Raw genomic sequence first — 20,305 nt, 5'->3', positions numbered from 1 at the left:
GGGCGCCGGCCTCGGGGCGCCGGCCTCGGGGCGCCGGCCTCGGGGCGCCGGCCTCGGGGCGCGGGCCTCGGGGCGCGGGCCTCCGCGTCGGTGGGATGGCCGCCGACGGCGGTGGTCCGGCGGGAACGTGGCGCGCGGACTCCCCGCCGACCGGTGCCTACCCGCGCACGCCCACAGGCGCCCTGCCGAAAGCGCGCACTGTTCCCGATCCTGACCACGCCCACCGCAAGGGGCCGGCAGCTCCGTCAGTGCGGGCAGTGGGCCGAGGGGCGATGCGTTGTTCAGAGCTCGCGCAGGCGCGCGGCCACTTCCCGCAGCAGCCTGGGGTCCGGCCTGCTCCCCTGGCCGGTGGGGCGGCCGATACGGACCACTCCGGCGGCGGCGAGATCCCCGAGGAGGACCCGCACGACCGTGAGCGGCAGATCGGCGTCGGCCGCGAGTTCGGTGAGCGGCCGGGGCCCGCGGCGGACCAGTTCGAGCAGGGAGGTCCGGGCATGGTCGAGCGCCTGCCGGGGGTCCGCTCCTTCCACCGCGCTGATCTGCGCCATCAGGTCGATGGGGACTTCCGTGGCGGGGCGGGTACGGCCCCGGGTCACGGTGTAGGGGCGCACCATCGGCCCGGTCTCGTCCTCGTACCAGTACGCCTCCTCGTCCTGTCTTCCTGTCATCCGTCGGCGGCCTCGGGCACCGAGCGTGCCGGCGAGGCCATGTGCCGGCCGGCCCGCTTGACGAGCAGCGACATCTCGTAGGCCAGCTGGCCGACATCGGTCTCCGTATCGGCCAGCACCGCCAGGCAGCTGCTGTCGCCCGCCTGGGCGACGAAGAGATACGCGCCGTCGAGCATGACCATGGTCTGGCGCACCGCTCCGACCGCGAACCGGTCGCTCACGCCCTTGGCGAGGCTGTGGAAGCCGGAGCTGACGGCGGCCAGGTGGTCGATGTCCTCCTTGCTCATCCCTTCGGACGCGCTCGTGGCGAGGCCGTCCGAGGACAGCAGGACGGCCTGGCGGACGTGGCCGGTGCGGTCGACCAGGTCGTCCAGCAGCCAGTCGAATTCGCCGGCCGGTGCTTCGGTGTTCCGCTCGTCGCGTGTCATCGGGTCCTCCCGTGGTCGGTGTCCGGCTCCGGCTGCTCATCGGCGCGGCCGCGTTTCAGCCCGCGCTGGTAGGCGCCGAAGATGGCGCCCATCTGCTCCGGTGTGACCTCTGGGGGTTCGTCCTCTGCCTGTCCGTCGCCTGCGCGGCGGCCGTCCTGCGATGATCCCGGCCCCTCGTCGCGCAGCTGCGGCGCCAGGCTCGCCTGGCGCACCCGGGTGGGCAGCTTTCCCGCGCCCGCTCCCGTGGCCTGGGCGGGCGGTTCCGCCGCGGGCGGCGCGCCGGTTGACGGCCGCGCGGCGGGCTCGGCGACGGCGGCAACGGGCCCCAGCCTCCTCTGCCGCCCCCGTCCGGCCTGGTGCTCGCCGGGCTGTCGCCGCGCGGAAGCGCCGCCGAGAGGGTGTGCCGCCTCCCGTACGGGCCACGCGCCCGGAGCGGCACCGTCCTCGTGCGGGATCCCTCCTTCCGGGGCGGCAGCGGCGACGTCCGCGAGGATCGCGTGCGGCAGCAGGACCACGGCCGTGGTGCCGCCGTACGGGGACCGGCACAGGGTCACCCCGATCCCATGGCGGCCGGCCAGCCGCCCCACGACGTACAGGCCCAGCCGCTCGGTCTGTGTCGGGTCGAAGTCGCCCGCCCGCGCGAGGGTGCGGTTGGCCTCCTCCAGCTCTTCGCCGTCCATGCCCAGCCCGCGGTCGTCGATCTCCAGGACGAATCCGTGCCGGGCGTCACCGAGCCGCATGGTGACCTGGGTGTGGGGTGGCGAGAAGGAGGTGGCGTTCTCCAGGAGTTCGGCGACCAGATGGACGACGTCGGCCACCGCCTCGCCGACCATCCCGACAGCGGGCATCGGCGGCACGACCACGCGGCCGTACTCCTCGATCTCGCCCGCCGCCGAGCCGACCACCTCGACCACGGGGACGGGGTTGCGCCAACGACGGCCGGGGGCAGCGCCGGAGAGGATGATCAGGCCCTCGGCATGCCGCCGCATCCGCGTCGTCAGATGGTCGATACGGAACAACTGCTCCAGCGCGTCCGGGTCGGTGGTCCGGCGTTCCAGCGTGTCGACCAGCTTGAGCTGGCGGTGCACCAGCGCCTGGTTGCGGCGGGCGATGTTCAGCAGGACCGCGAAGACGCCCCGGCGCAGACTGGCCTGCTTGACGGCGGCCTCGACCGCCGCCCGGCGCGCCGTGTTCAGCGCCCGGCCGACCTGACCCAGCTCGTCCTGGCCGGCCGCGTCGTCGCCGTACGACAGCGGCGGGGCCGCCACGGCCGCGTCGACCTCCTCCCCCGCCCCGAGCCGTGCCATCACCTCGGGCAGCTGCCGGGTCGCCAGGACGTCGGCGGCGTCGCGCAGCCCTTCGAGGCGGCGGGAGATACGGCGGCCGGTGCGGACCGAGAACCGGATGGAGAGGCCCACGGCGGCCAGCCCCGCCCCTCCCGCGATGCCGGCCCGCAGCAGCTCGCCCTTGGCGAAGCCCCGGCCGCGGGCGGCGGAGTTCCGGGCCGCGTCGCTGCACAGCAGCATGTAGCGCTTGACGGCCCGGTCCATGGTGGTGCGCCAGGAGTCGGCGGTGACGGCCTTGCCCGCGCGTGCCTGACCGGCTTTCAGCAGCGTGTCCTCGCCCGAGGTGAGCGCGGTGAACTCAGGGCCGTGCCGGAAGTCCTCGAACAGCTTGCGGGAGTCGTCCGGCAGGACGGGCACGTACGTCCGCTGGAAGACCCGTCGGTCCTCGATCGTGGCGGTGAGGACGCGGTACTGGCGGGACTCGAAGCGGCCGGCCGCCCGGGCTCCGGCCACCAGGGCGTCCTCGCGGGACACGAACTCCCGGACCCGTACGAGCTCGACGACGACCTGGGCCTCCCGGGCGAGCTTCCCGGCCTGGAGCGCGGTGAGCGCCGACTGGACGGCGAACGTCGGCTCGACAACCGCGGTGTAGCCGTCGACCGCCCGGTCCCAGGCCACCTTGCGGGCGAGAACCTGTTCACGCAGCGCGGGAAGTTTCTCCGTGGCGGCGAGCATGGCGTCGAGGGCGGAGCGCTGCTCGGCGGTGAGGTCCCCCTGCCGGTCCGGAGCGGCCGCGGCGGCGCGCATGGCGCGTACGGCCGCGTCGGTGGAACGGTGCTGACGGGTCAGTTCCGCGACCCGCGTGGCGCCGCCGCGCGAGCCCAGGTATTCGGCGGACATCCGCCGCTCGATCTGGATCTGGCCGACGGCGGTGTCCACGGGGGTGCCGAAGTGCTCGTACACCCCCTGCAGACGGATCAGCGCCCGCAGGTCGCCGGTCATCGAGACCATGGCGAACCCCCACAGGGCGAGCAGCGCCGCGCTCGGTATCAGGGACAAGGCAACGATCCGGGTGCGGATCGTGGGACGGCCAGTTCGCCGGCGCATGGTCTCCCCGGGGGTGGGACGGGTGCGGGAGGCAGGGTAACCGGCGCCGGGCGACCACGTCGCCCGTTCCGGGAACCAGCACGGTAGCGGGCCTGGGGCCCCGCTGGTTACTCACTGGTAGCAGGAGATGACATACGTCACTCTTTTCCCGTTGTCACACGGTCGCCCATGCGCCCGCGCAACGCGTGGAGGGACAGGTGCACCGAGCCGTCGAGGCGGCCCTCCGCGCGCTCCGCGTGACGGCGCCACATCCAGCACCACGATCTCCCGCTCGCCCAGCGCCAGGGCGGCGGACAGCTCGGCGAAGGTGGCGCCGGGGGAAGGCCGACGGTTGATCGCCTGCCTCGCGTCTCCTCGCCTGACGCCGTGTCAACTTCTTGGCGCTGTCAGACCACTACCTCTGCGTTGTGACCTCATGCATAGTGGTCCCCCCTTGAAGAACTTGATCGGCTGGTGAGTACGGGGACCTTCGATGGCATGTGAGCGGTGCGGCGGCGATGGAAAAGCGCTGTCCGGAAGTCCCTGTTCCTGCCGGTTCGGCACGATGAGGAAACAGCGCCCGGATCCGTGGATCATCCGCGAGACGGGCGTCGCGCTGGGCGCCCTGCTTCTGATGTCCGGGCTGGTCGGCGGCGGAGCCCTGCTCGTTTCACCCTCCCTCTTCTCCGCCCCGGAGACCACGCAGGGCAGGGAGGCCGACGCGGGGGTCCGTGCCGTGCCGAGGCCGAGCCTGATCCTGCCCACGGACGACCCGGCCCTGCCGGAACCGACCGCCTCTGGCTCGGCGTCCTCCACCCGTTCCGCCGGGCCGGGTCGCTCGCCCCACCCCAAGCCGACCAAGAACCCCGCCTCCGACTCACCCCGCCCCCGCCCGACGAAGAACCCCGCCCCGGTCGATCCGGAACCCGCTCACTACTCCGCCTGGGCCGGGCACGGCTGTTCCTCCGGCGCGTACGGCGGCTACGGCGAGTACGGCCGCTACACCGACGGCAGCGAAGGCTGGTACACCGTTGATTACGGCGGCTACGACGGCGGTTCCTGCGATGGCTCCTACGCCGCCGTCCCCATGTCGGGCAGCCGGACAGAGGACCACGACAACTCGGCGCTGTGGTGGTGGTCGGTGGGCCCCGGCCACGACACGTGCACGATCGGGGTGTTCGTACCCAACGGTGACAGCACGGACGTGGGCGGCGACCCGACGACGTACCGCGTGCTCTCCGACCCGCAAGACGAGGACAGCGCGTACGCGACCTTCCAGGTCGATCAGCGGGCGAACCGGGGCCGGCTCGTGGATGCGGGCACGTACCGCGTGGAGGACGGCCGTATCGCGGTGAGGATGCTCGACCGCGGACAGGACTGGAACGACAACGGCCCGACGTACGCCCACCATGCGGCGGGCCAGATGAAGGTCACTTGCCAGGCTGGGTCCTGAGAGCCGCGGCGTCCTTTCGGGTGGGCAGCCGGCCGCGGCGCGTCCGCGAGTCCGGCGCGTACCGGGGTCACAGGAATCGGCGGATGGGGAGGACGGCAGCCTCGCGGGCCCGCTGTGCGAGCGTAGGCAGTCCCCCCGTGACGCGTCGCCTCGTCGCCACCGACGAAACTCGCGTCTCCCGACGCGATCGACTCGGCGGTCTCATGCACGCGTACACGCAGGTCGCATGGGGTGACACGGGTTTCCGGCGCCCACAGGCTCGTGGCTCGGTCGGTTCAGGTGTTGGGACGCTTCCCGTGGTTGGCCCTCTTCTTCCTACGGGCGCGTCGCTTGTTGCCTCGCTTGGACATGGCACATGTCTCCCTCATTCAGGATGTTCCACGCCTTCGTCAGTCTAGATTCGGCTCTTGCGGTCCGCATCAGCTGTACCGCTCGCCCGTTCCTCGGCGCCGCGTCGGCGCGGCCGGGCCGTGCGGGGCAGGCCGAAGAGGGCGACCAGGATGACGGCGGTCCACACCGCGGCGCCGATCACGAAGCCGATGGTGAACTGGGACTCGGCGGGCAGCGGGGGCAGACCCGGTGGCAGGCCCTGGATGCTCTTCGAGGCCAGCAATGTGGTGATCGTGGCGCTGCCGATCGCGCTGCCGACGGAGCGGGAGATCGAGTTGATGCCGTTGGCAAGCCCGGTCATCTCGCGCGGGACGCCCGCGGCGATCAGCGCGGGGAGCGCCGCGTAGCCGAAGCTGATGGCCGCGCCGGTGATGAGGCTGGCACCGATCACGGACGCGGTCGTGTCATGGGCCGTCGACAGCCAGACGAACCCGGCAGTGCCGAGCACCCCGCTGACCGTCAGCACCAGTTGGGGCCCGTAGCGCTGGACCAGGGCGCCGCCCAAGGGTGCGGTGAGCAGCGAGACCAGGGTGCTGGGCAGCAGGTATTCGACCGAGGCGCGCAGTACGGAGGCGCCGAAGCCGTATCCGGCGATGCTTCCGGGCATCTGGACCAGGAACGACAGCCCGATGAACTGGGTGAACATCACAAAGCCGATGAGCAGCCCGGCGACATTGGTGAACAGCACCGGACGGTGGGTGAAGGTCGGCAGGTCCACCATGGGTTCGCGGACGCGGCGCTCGGTGAACCACCATACGCACGCCATGACCGCCGCCGCGATGAAGCAGCCCGTCGTACGCCCGGAGGACCAGCCCCATTTGCTCCCCTGTGAAATGGGCAGCAGCAGAAGGACCAGGAATCCGCCGAAGGTGAGCGCGCCCAGCACATCGGTGCGACCGCCGGTGTGGTCGTGGTCGGTCGGCACCAGGAGCGCCACGGCGCACAGCGCCATGAACGCGAGGGCCGCGGCGACCCAGAAGACGCGGCGGTAGTCGGAGCCCGCGTTCTGGGTGAGCAGGCCCGTCATCACCAGCGCGAGACCACTGCCGAACCCCAGGGTGCCGCTGACCAGGGCCATCGACCCGGCCAGTCGCTGCGGGCGGATCTCGTGGCGCAGTACGGCGAGGGCCAGGGGGAAGAGCGCGGTGGCGCTGCCCTGGAGCACCCGCCCGACGATGAGCCAGAACAGGGAGTGCGTCAGGGCGGCCAACAGCGAGCCGGCCGTCATGACGACGAGGGCCGCCATCATCGTGCGTTTCCTGCCGTGCTGGTCGCCGAACCGGCTGAGCAGCGGGGTGAACACGGCGGCGGACAGGAGGGTGGCGGTGTTGGCCCAGCTGACGTTGGCGGCGGAGGTGTGCAGTGCGGCCTGGATCACGCCGAGGATCGGCACGATGAGCGTCTGCGCCATGGAGACGACCATGGCGGCGATGGAGAGGGCGACGATGATGGCCGTTTCGCCCCGCGCGGCGCCCGAGGGCGGTATGAGCGCGGTTCGGCCGACGGAAGGTGACGTGGTGTCGCCGGGCATCTCGGGGGTGACCTCCATGGTTTCAGGCGACCCGTCGGGCGCCGGACGGGCCGGCGCCCGGGAGCGTGCGCCCGAGCATGACGACGAGCCGGTCCAGGGGCGGGGCGCCGCTGGGCAGGTCCACGGACGGCTGGAACGCGGCGCCCGGTACTCGGCGTGACGCGTCGTCGGGGACCAGAGCCGCGATGCGCAGCGCCTCCTCGATGACGTGATCGGGCAGTTCGAGGGGGATGCCGAGTGCGGTGGCGACGTCCCAGGCATGGACTACGTAGTCGAGGAAGTGGAAGCCGATCGCCACGGAGGCGGGGAAGTCGAAGTCGGGGATGACCTCGGGAAGCTGGAAGCTGCGTTCGAGGATGCCGTCTCCGGCGAAGGCGTCGAGGACCCGCTGCGCCGACTCCCGGTAGGTGTCGTACGGCCGGCTGCCGAGCGGCCGGTCCCGCCAGGCGTCGAGATCGCCCGCGCCGCCGGCGGCGGATGCGGCGAACCCTTCGTGCTGACCGGCCATATGGGACACGAGCTGCCGCAGATTCCACTCGGCGCACGGTGTCGGCCGTTCCCAGTCGTCCTGGCTCGCCTTCTCGACCAGCCGTAATGACTCCAGTACGGCGATCCGGTCGAACTCCACGATGTCCACGGGATCCCTTTCTCGCAGGGCCTAGGGGCCGGCAAAATCTATTAGCACGACCGATCGTATTGACTCATTGAGGGTTGGGCAAGCACCCTTGCGCCAGGCCGTGTTGTTGTCACGGCGAGGCCAGGACTGCCCGGACCATCCGCCGGGTCACGCGACAGAGCCCGACGAAGGGACATCAACGACCGTCATGCTCAGGGAAAATGAAGCGGAGAGTGCCGACCCGTACTGCCTTCGCGACGGGGAGGCGAAACGACTGCTGAGAGGTCACCCCTGGCGGCGCTTCGTCGTCATGGGGGACAGCGTGGCCGAGGGGCTCGGGGACCCCGTTCCGGGCTATCCCGACCAGCCCTGGGCCGACCGGATCGGCGCCGAACTCGTCTGGCACCAGGCCGCTTTGACCTATCACAATCTGGGACGGCGCAACACCCGGGCCGCCCATGTCCGCGCGACTCAGCTCACCAGGGCGCTGGAGTGCGCCCCCGATCTGGCGCTGGTTGCCTGCGGCGGCTACGACACGCTCGTCGCCGCCTTCGACGCGGACCGCGTCGGCGCCGAGATACGGACGATTGTGACCGCGCTGCGCGAACGCGACTGCACCGTGATCACCGTCAGCATGATCGACGGATCGCGCTCCCCCCAAGTGCCCGACGCCTTCCGGGACGGGTTCGGCCGACGGCTGAGGGATCTGTCACGCGTCACGCAGGCCATCGCGCACGACCTGGGCACGCTGCATATCGATCTCTTCGACCACCCGGTGGGCAGCGCGTCCGACATCTTCAGCGCCGACGGCAGGCACGCCAACCGCCGCGGCCACGCCATCGCCGCCGCCGAGGCGATACGCGCGATCGGCGCGCATCTCGGAACAACCGCGGCGGCCGAGAACGGAATCGCAGGATGACCCAGTCCGACACCGCTCCCACGCCCACCCCGGATCACCTCGCCACGCCCTCGCTCGCGGACCGCGCGGCGCTCTTCTCCGTCCTCACCGGCGGCTGGCTCTCGCAGTCCTGCTACGCGCTCACCAAGCTCGGCGTCCCGGACCTGCTCGCCGACGGACCACGCCCGGCCGGTGAACTCGCCGCCGCGGCCGGTACCGACCCGCGTGCCCTGCGCCGCGTACTGCGCGCCCTCACCGCCGCCGGGCTGTTCCGCGAACCGTCCCCCGGCGTCTTCGCGCTCACCCCGGCGAGCCGTCTGCTGTGCACGGACACCACCCGGTCCAGCCGCTCCGCCGCGATCCTGTTCGGGGAGGAGGTCTACCGGTCTTTCGGCGAGATCCTGACCGTCCTGCGTACCGGCCGGCCGGCCTTCGGCGAACTGCACGGCAAACCGTTCTACGACTACCTGGACGAACAACCCGAGGTCCGCGCCAGGTTCACCGCCGCCATGGGCACCGCCCCGGTCCCCACCGCGCTGGCCGAATGCGATCTCACCGGACTCGGCACGCTGGTGGACGTGGGCGGCGGCGACGGTGGGCTGCTGGCCAAGGTGCTCGCCCGCGTCCCCGGCGCGCGGGGCATCCTGACGGAACTGCCGGAGGCGGTCGACCGGGCCCGCGCCAAGCTGGCCGGACTGGGGCTGGCCGAGCGTGTCGGCTTCGTACCGGGCAGCTTCTTCGACCCGCTGCCCGGCGGCGGGGACGTCTACACGCTGTCCCGCGTGCTGCACAACTGGGACGACGAACGGGCGACGCTCATCCTGCGCCGGATCCGGGAAGCCATCCCCGACCACGGCAGGCTGCTGGTCCTCGAACGCCTGGAGACATCGGCGGAACCGCTGGACGCCGCGCCCTCCGCGTTCGCCGCGCAAGGGAAGCTGATCGACCTGCTGATGCTGGTCACTCTCGACGGCTGGGACCGCACCGAGGCGGAGTACCGCGCGCTGCTGCGGCAGGCGGGCTTCGAGGTGCGTACCGTACACACGCCCCCCTTACGGTCGGCCCGCGCGGAGAGCGCCATCGAGGCCGTACCCGCGCATCCGGCCGAGGGAGGCAACCGTTGAAGGCCGCCCCCACCGCCCCCACCGCCTCCACCGCACCGACCGCCTCCACCGCGCCGCCCGCGCGCCCTGCCGAACGGCTGCTCGTGGTCAGCGTCGGCAAGGGATCCGAACTCCACGACACCGTACGCACCGCCCTGGCCGACATCACCGGTGCGGCGCTCTCCGGCGACCCGCTCTCCCAGGACGGCCAGGACGCGGGCGACTGGCCCCAGCCGTACCAGGAGGCGGCCCGCCGGGCCCGCCGCTTTCTGCACCGCGCCCTCGCCGCCGACGAGGTGCGGCACCTGAGCGCCGACACCGTTCCCGCCGCCGTGGCCGCCCTGCGCGCGGAGGCCGCCCGGCAGGAGGGACCGGTCACCCTCGCGCTTCTGCTGATCGACGCGGTGCCCGCCGGTCTCTGCGCCGATCCGCTCGCCGAGACCGTGGGCACGGCGCTGGCCGAGTTGCACCGGGACCTCCCGGCGGGCCTGGACGCGGACCTCTCGGCCTACACGGTGCACGTCTACGACAGCGCCGAGGAGTCACAGGTCCGGCTCGGCCGGCCGTACGCCCTCAAGCGGCTGCCGGACGAGCCGTGGCTGCTGGCCGCCGCTGTCGTGTGCGCCTTCGCCGACCAGGTGCAGTTCCGGCACGCCGCACAGGTGATCCGCGCCGGCACCGTCCCCGAGCGCCTGCTCGCCCAGGGACTGCACGACTTCCTCAGCGCCCGCGCCGGAACCGGTTGGGGCCTGCACTACTACACCGGCTCCCTGGTCACCGGGCTGATCGGCGAACTGGAGCGGGCCGCCGAAGAGTCCGGCAACCCCGTCCTGCGCGGTCCGAACGAACACGGCCTGGCCTGCGGCGCGCTGGCCCGGTGGCAGCTGGACGGCGCCCCGTTCCTGATCGTCGTCACCAACGGCATGGTGGACGAGTTCAAGGGCACCCTCGCCAATCTGCGCGAGGCCCGCGCCCGTGGCTTCATCATCTGCGCCGACGCCGACGCCGGCGAGTGGTACCCCTTCCAGGGCACCGTGCACCGGGCCGAGGACTCTCGCGAGGTGCTGCGGGCGCGGCGGCTGCACACCTTCTACCTCGACGACCCCGCCCGGCTGCCGGACCAGCTCGCCGCCGCGCAGGCCGCCTACGACGCCGCCGAGGGGCCCGTCTTCCTGCTGGTCACCGCCGCCGTCCTGAACGCGCCCGCCGATCCCGCCGGGCAGCGCCGCCCCGCCCCGGCCCCCGCCCCCGCGCCGCGGGCCCGCGTCCAGGAGAGCGCGCTGGCTCCGGTGGTGCGCATCCTCAACGAGGACCCCGCCCGCATGCTCTGGCAGTGCGGACAGCTCGACGACGAGGAACGCGACCTCACCTACGCCATCGCCCGGTCCTCCGGCGTCGCACTCGCCGACTCGCTGACCCGACCCGGCACCGTCAGCCGCTACCACGAGGGCAAGCAGGTGCCCGAATATCTCGGCACCCTGGCGAAGATGGGCTGCTCCGCGCGGGTCCACAACTATCTGCACGCCGACGGACACCTGCGCAACCGGCGTGAGCTGGCGCTGCTCTTCCTCAAAAGCCGGATCGCCGAACTCGCCACGCCCTTCACCCCGCGGACCCTGGACCGCCAGATGCGCATCGTCCAGGTCACCGACGACGCGGCCCATGTGGCCCCGTTCGCCGACCTCCCCGTGGCCGCCGAAGCCCGCGGCTTCCTGCGCGAGGTCCACGGCAGACTCGCCGTCGACCCGGAGGTGCTGGCGCTGCGCCGCGCAGCGCTCGCCGCGACCCACGACAGCGCCTCGGACGTACTGCACCAGCTGCCGCTGCGGCCCATGAGCCCGAACTACTACTTCCACCGCATGGCCCGGCTCCTCGATGGGCTGATCACCCGCCACGGATATACCTACACCGGCATCTTCGACGTGGGGCGCGGCGGCATTTCCGCCGTACGGAACCTGCCGCGCACCGGGCCGGGCTTCTCCGGCTGGTACGGGCGCGCGCTGATGGGCGACGCCCTGCAGTCGGTGCCCGCCGTCGCCCTCACCCGCGACGACAACGTGCTCGCCTTCGTCGGGGACGGGGCCAGCGCCCTGGTGCCCGACATCGTGCCCACGCTGGTGCAGCAGGCGCTGCTGTACGGCAGGCGGCCGGCGGGCAACGTCAGCGTCTTCCGGCTGGTGGACGGCGGACACTCCGTCATCCGCACCTATCGGGAGACCCAGACCGCGGTCGCCGCCGACCGCCAGACCCAGGTGCTGCATCTGCTCGAGCCGGAATGGTCGCGGACGTACGGACCGCTGACCGTCTCCCACCGCCACCTCACCGACGTACCGGAGGACGAGCTGAGCGAACGGCTGCGCCGGCCGGGCACGGTCGACCTCTACTCGGTGGAACTGGCCCACACCAACGAGGGCGACGGCATGGGCCTGGCCGGGGCCCTCAGCTGGCAGCGCGACGAGCTGCCCGAACTCGCCTTCACCGTGGCCCGCGCCACCCGCAGGGCCGCCGGAAGCCGATCGGCGCGCTGAGCACCCACCACCAGCCACAAGAGAATGAGGACCGGATATGGAACAGGCCGCCGCCCTGATCGGCAAGGCACTCAACGCCACCTCCCTGCTCGCCCCGCGCTTGGCCGGCGCCGGCGCCTACCGCGTCTTCCGGCTGCCGCTCAAGCGCGCCGCTGCCCGGCCCGCCGAGCAGGAGGTGCTGGCCGACGCCGATATCGGCAAGCTGTCGGTCGGCGGCGAGACGGCCGTCACGTACCGCTGGGGCAGCGGTGCGCGGCCGGTGCTCCTCGTGCACGGCTGGCAGTCGCGCGGCTCCTGCTTCGCCCGGTTCGTACCGGGGCTCCTCGAACAGGGCCTGAGCCCGATCGCCTTCGACGCCCCCGCCCACGGCGACGCCACCGGCGACACCACCAATGTGCTGGCCTTCCAGGACGCCATCCTCCAACTGTCCGAGCAGTACGGCGCGTTCGAGGCCATCATCAGCCACTCGGTCGGCGTCATGGCGTCGGCCCTCGCCCTGCGCTCGGGCGTACGGGCGGGGCGGCTGGTGGCCATCAGCGGGGTGTGCGAATTCACGTATCTCTTCGACCAGTTCTGCGATCAGCTGGCCTTGCGGCCCAGGCTGCGCGCGGAGCTGCGCGGGCGTATAGAACGGGACATCTTCCCCGGTGAGCAGGACATCTGGCAGCGCTTCTCCGCCGTGCACCGGGCGGCGGAGCTCACGCTGCCGATCCTGCTCTTCCACGACGAGAACGACCAGCGGGTGGGCATGGACCAGGCGCGGCGCATGGCGACCGGGTTCGGCGACCGGGCGCGTCTGGTCACCACCAAGGGGCTGGGCCACCGCCGGATCCTGGACGACCCGGATGTCGTCCAGGGCGCGCTGGACTTCGTGGCGGCCGCCCGGAACGACGGCTCCGCCGGGGCGGAGGCGGTCACGCGATGAGCGGGCTTCTGGCGGGCAAGCGCATCCTGGTGACCGGTGTCCTGATGGATTCCTCGATCGCCTTCCATACCGCCCGGCTCGCCCAGGAGGAGGGCGCCGAGGTCGTGCTCACCGGCTTCGGGCGGCTGAGCCTGGTGGAGCGGATTGCCCGGCGGCTGCCCAAGCCGGTGCCGGTCATCGAGCTGGACGTGACCGACCAGGAGCGCCTGGACGCTCTGCCCGGGCTGATACGGGAGCACGTCGACGGGCTGGACGGCATCGTGCACTCCATCGCGTTCGCGCCGCCGGACGCGCTCGGCGGCACCTTTCTGCAGACCGGCTGGGACTCGGTGGCCACGGCCGTCGAGGTCTCCGCGTACTCGCTGAAGTCACTGGTCACGAGCTGTCTGCCGGTCTTCGGACCACGCGGCGGCTCGGTGGTGGGCCTGACCTTCGACGCCAAAGTGGCCTGGCCGGCCTACGACTGGATGGGGGTGGCCAAGGCGGCCCTGGAGTCGACGTCCCGCTATGTGGCGCGGGACCTGGGCGGCCGGAACATCCGCTGCAACCTGGTGGCCGCGGGTCCGATCCGGACGATGGCGGCCAAGTCCATCCCGGGGTTCGGGACGTTCCGGGACATATGGGCCCAGCGGGCGCCGCTGAGCTGGGATGTCACCGACCCGGAGCCGACCGCGCGCGGAGTGGTGGCGCTGCTGTCGGACTGGTTCCCGAAGACCACGGGCGAGATCGTCCATGTGGACGGCGGGGTGCACGCCATCGGCGCCTGAGCCGCCGTACGCGGACGTGAACGAGGGAAGCCCCGGCGGCAGGCCGGGGCTTCCCTCGTCCTGTCAGCCGGCCGGCCGGTCCGGTTCGGCGGCGGCCTGGTCGGTGATGAAGCGGGCCAGCCGCCGCACGCCCTCCTCGATGCGCCGGGGATCCAGGGCGCTGCAGGAGAGCCGCAGCTGACGCGTGCCGTCGCCGTCCAGGTAGAAGTCGCTCATCGGGGTCCACAGCACGCCGAATTCGCGGGCCGAGCGCTCGAGGGCCTTGACGTCGGCGGCGAACGGCACGGTCATCAGGAGGAAGAAGCCGCCCTCCGGCTGGTTCCAGGACACCCCGAGCCGGGTCCGGTCCGGCTCGGGGAAGGACCGGTCGAGCGCGCCGACCAGGGCGTCCATGTTGGCTGCGTAGAAGGCGATGCTCTCGGCGTTCGCCTCCCGCAGCCGGCAGCCGGACTCGACGAGCAGACCGCCGATGACCGCCTGGCTGACGGCCGGGGTGTTGACCGTCGTCATACTCTTGATCTTCGACAGCTCGTCCGCGAGCAGGGTACGCCTGCCATCGGGACCGAACACCTCCTGATCGGCGAGGATGTAGCCGACGCGGGCGCCGGGCAGCGCGGTCTTGGCGAAGGAGCCCAGGTGGATGACGCGCCGGTCGCGGTCGAGCGATTTGAGCGTCGGACGGCGCTCTCCGGTCCGGGAGAAGAAACCGTAGGGGTTGTCCTCCAGCAGCAGCAGATCCTCGCGCTCGGCGACTTCCAGCATCCGGTGGCGGCAGTCCACCGGGACGCTGGCTCCCGACGGATTGGCGAAGTCCGGTACGAGGTAGAGGGCGCGCGGCCGGCCGCCGGCGGCCCGTACCTCCGCGGCCGCGGCCGCCACGGCGTCCGGGTCCGGGCCCGCGGGGCCCTCCGGGATCGAGTGGACGCGGATGTCGAGCAGCCGGGCGGCGCCGGTCACCCCCACGTACGCCGGAGAGCTGATGAGCAGCGTGTCCTCGGGCGTGGCGAACAGGGCGCGCAGGACCAGCAGCATGGCCTCCTGGCAGCCGACGGTCACCACGACCGACTCGGGGGCCACCCGGATGCCCTCGTCGTTCTCGACGGTGCGGGCGATGAGGTCGTGGATGACGCCGTTGGTGCGCCCGTACTGGAAAAGCTGGGTGCGCACCTGGTCCCGGGACCAGCCCCGGTCGCGCTCCAGATGATCGGTGTAGCTCCGCACGAGGCGGGCGAGGTCCTCGGGTTCGAAGGCGCCTTCCCAGGGGCGCCCGGCGGCGAAGGAGATGGCGTCGGAGAAGCGCGAGGCGACCTCGTTGAGGAAGTTCATCGCGTCGAGCAGCGGATCGGTGAGGGAGGCGTGCAGCTCCCCTATGTTCAGTCCGCGCGGCGGCACGGTACTCGTACTCGTGTCGGCCATGGTGTCACTTCCCCTCGGTGGCCGCCGCCGCGAACGCCTCACGCAGGTGGGTGGCGGCCTGCTCGATGGCGCGGCGACCCGCGTCCAGCGTCCCGGCCATCGCGAAGAAGCCGTGGATCATGCCGGGGTAGCGGGTCAGGGTGACGGGCACACCGCTCTCGCGCAGCCGGGCGGCGTAGGCTTCGCCCTCGTCGCGCAGCGGGTCGTATTCGGCGGTGATGACCAGAGCGGCCGGCAGGCCGGTGTGGTCGGCGGCGCGCAGCGGCGAGGCGCGCGGATCGTCGCCGTCCTCAGCGCGGGCGAGGTAGTTGCCCCAGTACCAGTCCACCGACTTGTCGTTGAAGAACGCCGGGTCGGTGTTCTCCCGGCGGGACGGGGTGTCGGCACGATGGTCGGTGTTGGGGTAGACGAGGAGCTGGGTGGTGAGGGCGGGCCCACCGGCGTCCCGGGCCAGCAGGGTCATGACGGCGGACAGGTTACCGCCGGCGCTGTCGCCGCCCACGGCGATACGCAGGGGGTCGGCGTCCGCGAGCGGGCCGGTGCGGCCGGCGGCGGCGGCGATCCGGCGCAGCGCGGCGAAGCAGTCGTCGACGGCCGCGGGGAAGGGGTGTTCGGGGGCGAGGCGGTAGCCGACCGAGACGGTCAGGCAGCCGGCGGCGTTGGTCAGGCTGCGGCAGATCGCGTCGCTGGTGTCGATCGTGCCCAGCGTCCAGCCGCCGCCGAAGAAGTAGACGAGTACGGGTAACGGGCCGTCGCCCGCGGGCCGGTAGACGCGCGCGGGCAGCGGCCCGGCGGGCCCCGGCAGTTCGATGTCGGTGACCTCGTGCACGGGTTCGGGTGATCCGGACGCGGCCTGGATCGCGGCCAGGTCCGCCGCCCGTGCCTCGTCGAGCGACATGGTGTACAGGGGGCGGATGCCGGCGGTGGCCCGTTGTGCGTACAGGGCCGCGAGCTGTGGGTCGAGTGCCATGGTCTCCCGCTAGGTCAGGGGGCGTCGGGCAGCAGCGAGGGGTCGGTGACGACGGTGTGGAGCCGGGCGAGGATGGCGGTGGAGGCACGGCCGTAGACGGCGGTGTCGCCGCTGAGCATCGACTCGCCGTTGGCCGTCTCCATGAAGGCGATCAGCTCGAACACGAGCTGCGGAATGTCGGTGTCCGGGCGGAGTTCGCCCGCGACGCGCGCTTCCTCGGCGGTCTGCTCGACAAACGTACGCCAATTGACCTGGGCCGCGGCGACGGTGTCGCGCACCGGGCCGGGGCGGGCGTCGAACTCGGCGGAGACGGAGTAGAAGAAGCAACCGCCGGGAAAGACCCGGTCCCTGGAGTAGGCCAGCCACCTCTCGCACAGGCCGTGGAGCCTGGCCGCCCCGACCGGTGTCCGCCTCGCCGGCACCACCACGTGTTCAAGGAACACGGTGATCGCGGCTCGCACCGTCGCGAGCTGGAGCTCCTCCATGGAGCCGAACAGCGAGAAGACGCCGCTCTTGCTCAACTTGAGCTCGGTCGCGAGCCGGCCGAGCGACAGCCCCTCCAGTCCCTCCACCGAGGCGATGTCCACACTGCGGCGCAGGATCATCTGCCGCGTCTGGTTGCCCCGCGCGATACGGCCGTCCAGGCGCGCTCCCGCCTCGCCCGTGGATGTGTCAGCCACCGTCGTCACCTACCTCACGAAGTCCCGGAACAAGGTGCGTTCCGGGTGCTCACTATAAGGCGCACGACGACCCAGTGTACGCACGATCGTGCAGTCATCATGTTACTGTGGGCGGGCGATCAGACTGGTGGACGCAACGGGGGAAGCAGCCATGACCCAGTTCAGCCTGCACGATTACGAGAGAGCGGCGAGGGCCCGACTGCCCGCCGACGTCTGGGACTTCCTGGCGGGCGGCAGCGGGACGGAGTCGATGCTGATGGCCAACCGCACGGCGCTGGACCGTTTACGCCTGCGTCCGCGCTGCCTCGTCGACGTCTCCCATGTCGACACCACGACCACCCTGCTCGGGGCGCCGCTCTCCGCGCCCATCGGGATCGCCCCCATGGCGTACCACCAACTCGCCCACCCCGAAGGGGAAGTGGCCGCGGCGCGCGCCGCCGGCGAGACGGGCTCCCTGCTGACGGTGAGCATGTTCGCCAGCCGCACCCTGAAGGACATCGCCCAGGCGGCCACCGGCCCGCTGTGGCTGCAGCTGTACTGGCTGCGCCGGCGCGACGCCCTGCTGGATCTGGTCCAGCGGGCGGAGGACGCGGGCTTCCAGGCCCTGGTGCTGACCGTCGACGCGCCACGCGTCGCCCGAAGACAGAGGGACGCGCGCAACGGCTTCGCCGTCCCGGACGGCATCCGCGCCGTCAACCTCGACCCGGAGATCATGTCCGCGTCGCATACGGGACGCACCGGCGATTCCGCCGTCGCCCGGCACTCCCGGGAACAGTTCGACGCCTCCATCACCTGGTCCGACCTGGCCTGGCTCACGGAGCGCACCTCACTTCCCCTTGTGCTCAAGGGAATCCTCACTGCCGAGGACGCCCGGCTCGCCGTGCGGTACGGAGCGGCCGCCCTGGTCGTGTCCAATCACGGCGGCCGGCAGCTCGACTTCGCCCAGCCCGCCATCACCGCCCTGCCCGAGATCGCCGACGCGGTCGGTGACCGGGCCCAGGTCCTTGTCGACGGCTCCATCCGGTACGGCGCGGACGTCGTCAAGGCGCTGTGTCTGGGAGCCACCGCTGTTCTCGTCGGCCGACCGCTGATGTGGGGGCTGGCACACGCGGGCGCCGAGGGCGCGGCAGCGGTGCTGCGGCACCTCGCCGAGGAGACGGAGGAAACCATGGCACTCATGGGGGCTCCGGCGGTCCGTCAGCTGCGCCGGGCCGCAGTGACGCATTGATGAACGGTTAATGCATTTTCCCCGCGCACGGGAATAACCATAGTCAATAAACGATGCCCCGCCGCCTTCCATTTCCCCGGCAGGCAGGCGTGATTGGCGCGTCAAAAAATGACCCGCGAATACTAAGGAATTCTTTACTTGCATCGCCGGTTCACATCTGGTGAAGATAGACGCACGGCGCCGGCTGGCACGCTTGTTCGGCAAGCAACAAACTGTCCTTCGTCAGGTGGGGGTTGCGGTGAGCAGAGGTCGGTTCACATGAACGGAAACTGGGTCGACACGTGGTTCCTCAAGGGGCCGGGCCCGCGCAAGGCGTTGACCCTGGGGGCCACCTTCACCACGACGCAATTACGTGAACACATCGAGTTTCAGCAGCAGCGGCTCACCGAAGCAGGTCTGTTACCGAGAGGAACGGCAGCACTGCGGCTGCCCCCTTCGCTGGCCTCCATCACGACCCTGCTGGCCGCTTGGCGCATCGGAGCCCAGGTCTCGCTCATCGACTACCGGCTGACCGAACACGAGGCCGCGGCGTCGATCGCCCGGATCAACCCGCAAGTCGTCGTCGCACCCGACCGTGAGATCACCGGCCGATTACGCGGGTACTTCGAGACCGGCTCGGTGATCACCACGCGCCCAGACGGTGCCCCGGCCCACACCGACCATGTACTGCTCCAGCTCAGTTCCGGCTCCACCGGCCCCTCGAAGGTCATCGGACGGACCGCCACGAGCCTCATCGAAGAGGTGGAGCGCTACCGCCTCATCGACGGCTTCCCCGGCAGTGGCGAGCGCATCGTCGTCCTCGCCTCGATCATCCATGTGCTGGGCCTGGTCGGCGGACTGCTCTACGGACTGCACCACGACATTCATCTGGTGCTCCCCAGCAGCCATACCGTCGACGCCATCCACCACGCCGTCGCGGCGGACCCGGCGCCGACCACGATCCTCGGTGTCCCGGCCCAGGCCGGCCTTCTCTCCGCCGTCCAGTCCCCGCCCCCGCTGCCCCAGCTCAAGGCCATGGTGGTCGGCGGCGACAGGCTCAAGACCGAGGCGTGGCAGCGCTTCACCAACTGCTACGGCGTACCGCTCGGCCTGATGTACGGGATGACCGAGGCCGGCGTCATCGCCTCCGACCTCAACGGCGCACTGCGGCCCCGCCTCACCCTCGCGCCCGGTATCTCCGTACGCATCGAGGACGGAGAGATCCTGCTGAGGCTGGACGCCGGCCCGTACGTCGGACAGACCGACCCTTCCCGGTACGTCGACGGCTGGCTGCGCACCAAGGACGCCGGAACGCTCGACCCGGACACCGGTCTGCTGTCCGTGCACGGCCGCCTCGACCAGCAGGTGTCCGTGGCCGGGCTCAAGGTCGACCTGCTGGAGGTCGAGGAGCTGCTGTCGCGGCTGCCCGGCGTCCGCGACGCGGTCGTGGTGCACGGCGCGGGCATCGAGGCCTATGTGGCGGTCTCTGACGGAGACGTCACCGGCGACCTGCTCAGCGAGACGGTCGCCGCGCGACTCGCGGTCTACAAGCGGCCGCGCCGCCTCCACATCCTGCCCGCGATTCCCCGCACAGCCACCGGCAAACCCCTGCGCAACCCCGAGGCGCTGCGCGCCGCTGCCCGCGCGGCGGTGACGCTGTGACCAGCTCAACCACCCTCGTCCACCGGCTCGGCGCGGCATACCCGGACGCGGGCGGCCGCCGCCCCGCCAGGGCCGTGCACGGCCACCCCGACCACATATCGGCCGCCGCCGGTGAGCACCGCGGCGGAGGCCGTGTCCGGATCGAGCGGCAGTCCGGCGAGCGGCGGTGCCTCACCGGCCCCGGCCGGTGGCCACACCGCGGGCACCGGGACGGGCCGGCTCATGCCGCCGCCCCGCAGCCCCAGCCCGAGCGCCTTGCCGACGGCCTCCTTCTGTGTCCATAGCCACATAAACGCCGTCTCGCGCTCGACCGGGCCGAGACCGGCCAGCCAGCGCGCCTCCGCCGCGGCCAGATAGCGGCGGGCCAGCCCCAGGGCCGGCAGCGGCCGTACAACCTCCACATCGACCCCCAGCTCGAACCGCGACGACCCGCCGAGCGCCACCGCCCACACGCCCCGCCCATGACTGAGGCTCACCTGGAGCCCCCGTGCGGCACCGTCCAGGAACGGACGGCCACCGGCTTGGTGAGCCACCCGTATTCCGGACGCCGCGACGCCGCGCAACCGCGCCGCGGCCCGTACCGCGACGGTGTGCGCCTTACGGCGTTCATCACCATCCGCGACGGACCACCACACCGCGACCGTGTCCGGGTCCCACCCCGGCTGCGTTCCCATGAGATCGGAGTGAACCA

Annotated in this window: 17 protein-coding genes; 8 read left to right on the top strand and 9 right to left on the bottom strand. The window is 71.8% G+C overall.

Annotated features, from left to right (window positions below; all coding sequences use genetic code 11):
- Positions 1–281 precede the first annotated feature (281 nt).
- Genes ABZS71_RS13485 through ABZS71_RS13475 form a run of 3 tightly spaced genes read right to left on the bottom strand, consistent with a single transcriptional unit; the run spans position 282 to position 3,441 of the window.
- Positions 282–668, bottom strand: a complete 387-nt coding sequence (locus ABZS71_RS13485; protein WP_355851286.1) for a DUF742 domain-containing protein — start codon at positions 666–668, stop codon at positions 282–284.
- Entirely contained in the window at positions 665–1,096 is a 432-nt protein-coding gene (locus ABZS71_RS13480) for a roadblock/LC7 domain-containing protein (protein ID WP_356209687.1), read from the bottom strand. The genes ABZS71_RS13485 and ABZS71_RS13480 overlap by 4 nt, the downstream gene beginning before the upstream one ends.
- Positions 1,093–3,441, bottom strand: a complete 2,349-nt coding sequence (locus ABZS71_RS13475; RefSeq protein WP_356209684.1) for an ATP-binding protein — start codon at positions 3,439–3,441, stop codon at positions 1,093–1,095. The genes ABZS71_RS13480 and ABZS71_RS13475 overlap by 4 nt, the downstream gene beginning before the upstream one ends.
- Positions 3,442–4,033: 592 nt before the next feature.
- On the opposite strand from ABZS71_RS13475, the gene ABZS71_RS13470 reads away from it, so the two are divergent.
- Entirely contained in the window at positions 4,034–4,921 is an 888-nt protein-coding gene (locus ABZS71_RS13470; RefSeq protein WP_356209681.1) for an adhesin, read from the top strand.
- 394 nt (positions 4,922–5,315) lie between these two features.
- Here ABZS71_RS13470 and ABZS71_RS13465 read toward each other — a convergent pair whose 3' ends face one another.
- Complete coding sequence (locus ABZS71_RS13465; RefSeq protein ID WP_356209679.1) at positions 5,316–6,860, bottom strand: MFS transporter; 1,545 nt, start codon at positions 6,858–6,860, stop codon at positions 5,316–5,318.
- A gap of 4 nt (positions 6,861–6,864) precedes the next feature.
- The gene (locus tag ABZS71_RS13460; protein ID WP_356209677.1) at positions 6,865–7,479 is read right to left on the bottom strand and encodes a TIGR03086 family metal-binding protein; all 615 of its coding nucleotides are present in this window, start codon (positions 7,477–7,479) and stop codon (positions 6,865–6,867) included.
- Positions 7,480–7,666: 187 nt separating this feature from the next.
- Here ABZS71_RS13460 and ABZS71_RS13455 point away from each other — a divergent pair, with 187 nt between their 5' ends.
- From ABZS71_RS13455 to fabI, 5 genes are read left to right on the top strand one after another with little or no spacing between them, the layout of a single operon-like run.
- Entirely contained in the window at positions 7,667–8,377 is a 711-nt protein-coding gene (locus ABZS71_RS13455) for an SGNH/GDSL hydrolase family protein (protein WP_356209674.1), read from the top strand.
- Positions 8,374–9,480 (top strand): methyltransferase, encoded by a 1,107-nt coding sequence (locus ABZS71_RS13450; RefSeq protein ID WP_356209671.1) that lies wholly within the window; start codon positions 8,374–8,376, stop codon positions 9,478–9,480. Before ABZS71_RS13455 ends, ABZS71_RS13450 begins: the two co-directional genes overlap by 4 nt.
- Positions 9,477–11,987, top strand: a complete 2,511-nt coding sequence (locus tag ABZS71_RS13445; RefSeq protein WP_356209666.1) for a hypothetical protein — start codon at positions 9,477–9,479, stop codon at positions 11,985–11,987. The genes ABZS71_RS13450 and ABZS71_RS13445 overlap by 4 nt, the downstream gene beginning before the upstream one ends.
- A gap of 37 nt (positions 11,988–12,024) precedes the next feature.
- On the top strand, positions 12,025–12,912 hold the full coding sequence (locus ABZS71_RS13440) for an alpha/beta hydrolase (protein ID WP_356209663.1): 888 nt from the start codon (positions 12,025–12,027) through the stop codon (positions 12,910–12,912).
- The gene (gene fabI, locus ABZS71_RS13435; RefSeq protein ID WP_356209661.1) at positions 12,909–13,679 is read left to right on the top strand and encodes an enoyl-ACP reductase FabI; all 771 of its coding nucleotides are present in this window, start codon (positions 12,909–12,911) and stop codon (positions 13,677–13,679) included. Before ABZS71_RS13440 ends, fabI begins: the two co-directional genes overlap by 4 nt.
- Positions 13,680–13,742: 63 nt before the next feature.
- On the opposite strand, the gene ABZS71_RS13430 is transcribed toward fabI, so the two are convergent.
- The 3 genes from ABZS71_RS13430 to ABZS71_RS13420 are packed head-to-tail and all read right to left on the bottom strand — an operon-like array spanning position 13,743 to position 16,670.
- Positions 13,743–15,095: a PLP-dependent aminotransferase family protein gene (locus ABZS71_RS13430; protein ID WP_355851329.1), complete on the bottom strand. Its 1,353-nt coding sequence runs from the start codon at positions 15,093–15,095 to the stop codon at positions 13,743–13,745.
- A gap of 4 nt (positions 15,096–15,099) precedes the next feature.
- On the bottom strand, positions 15,100–16,065 hold the full coding sequence (locus ABZS71_RS13425; protein ID WP_355851332.1) for an alpha/beta hydrolase: 966 nt from the start codon (positions 16,063–16,065) through the stop codon (positions 15,100–15,102).
- A gap of 14 nt (positions 16,066–16,079) precedes the next feature.
- On the bottom strand, positions 16,080–16,670 hold the full coding sequence (locus ABZS71_RS13420; protein ID WP_356209842.1) for a TetR/AcrR family transcriptional regulator: 591 nt from the start codon (positions 16,668–16,670) through the stop codon (positions 16,080–16,082).
- Between the two features lie 226 nt (positions 16,671–16,896).
- Here ABZS71_RS13420 and ABZS71_RS13415 point away from each other — a divergent pair, with 226 nt between their 5' ends.
- Together ABZS71_RS13415 and ABZS71_RS13410 are read left to right on the top strand one after the other, a co-directional pair.
- Positions 16,897–17,973, top strand: a complete 1,077-nt coding sequence (locus ABZS71_RS13415; RefSeq protein WP_356209659.1) for an alpha-hydroxy acid oxidase — start codon at positions 16,897–16,899, stop codon at positions 17,971–17,973.
- A 258-nt stretch (positions 17,974–18,231) separates the two neighbouring features.
- Positions 18,232–19,614 (top strand): class I adenylate-forming enzyme family protein, encoded by a 1,383-nt coding sequence (locus ABZS71_RS13410; RefSeq protein ID WP_356209657.1) that lies wholly within the window; start codon positions 18,232–18,234, stop codon positions 19,612–19,614.
- A gap of 5 nt (positions 19,615–19,619) precedes the next feature.
- Here the strand turns inward: ABZS71_RS13410 and ABZS71_RS13405 are convergent, their stop codons facing one another.
- Positions 19,620–20,288, bottom strand: coding sequence for a 4'-phosphopantetheinyl transferase superfamily protein (locus tag ABZS71_RS13405; protein ID WP_356209655.1), 669 nt, complete (start codon positions 20,286–20,288; stop codon positions 19,620–19,622).
- Positions 20,289–20,305: the final 17 nt, after the last annotated feature.

This window comes from Streptomyces sp. NPDC005393 (assembly GCF_040606675.1).
Taxonomy (GTDB): Bacteria; Actinomycetota; Actinomycetes; order Streptomycetales; family Streptomycetaceae; genus Streptomyces.
Note: the sequence above shows the minus strand (reverse complement) of the source record. Positions and strands in the feature narration are given on the sequence as shown.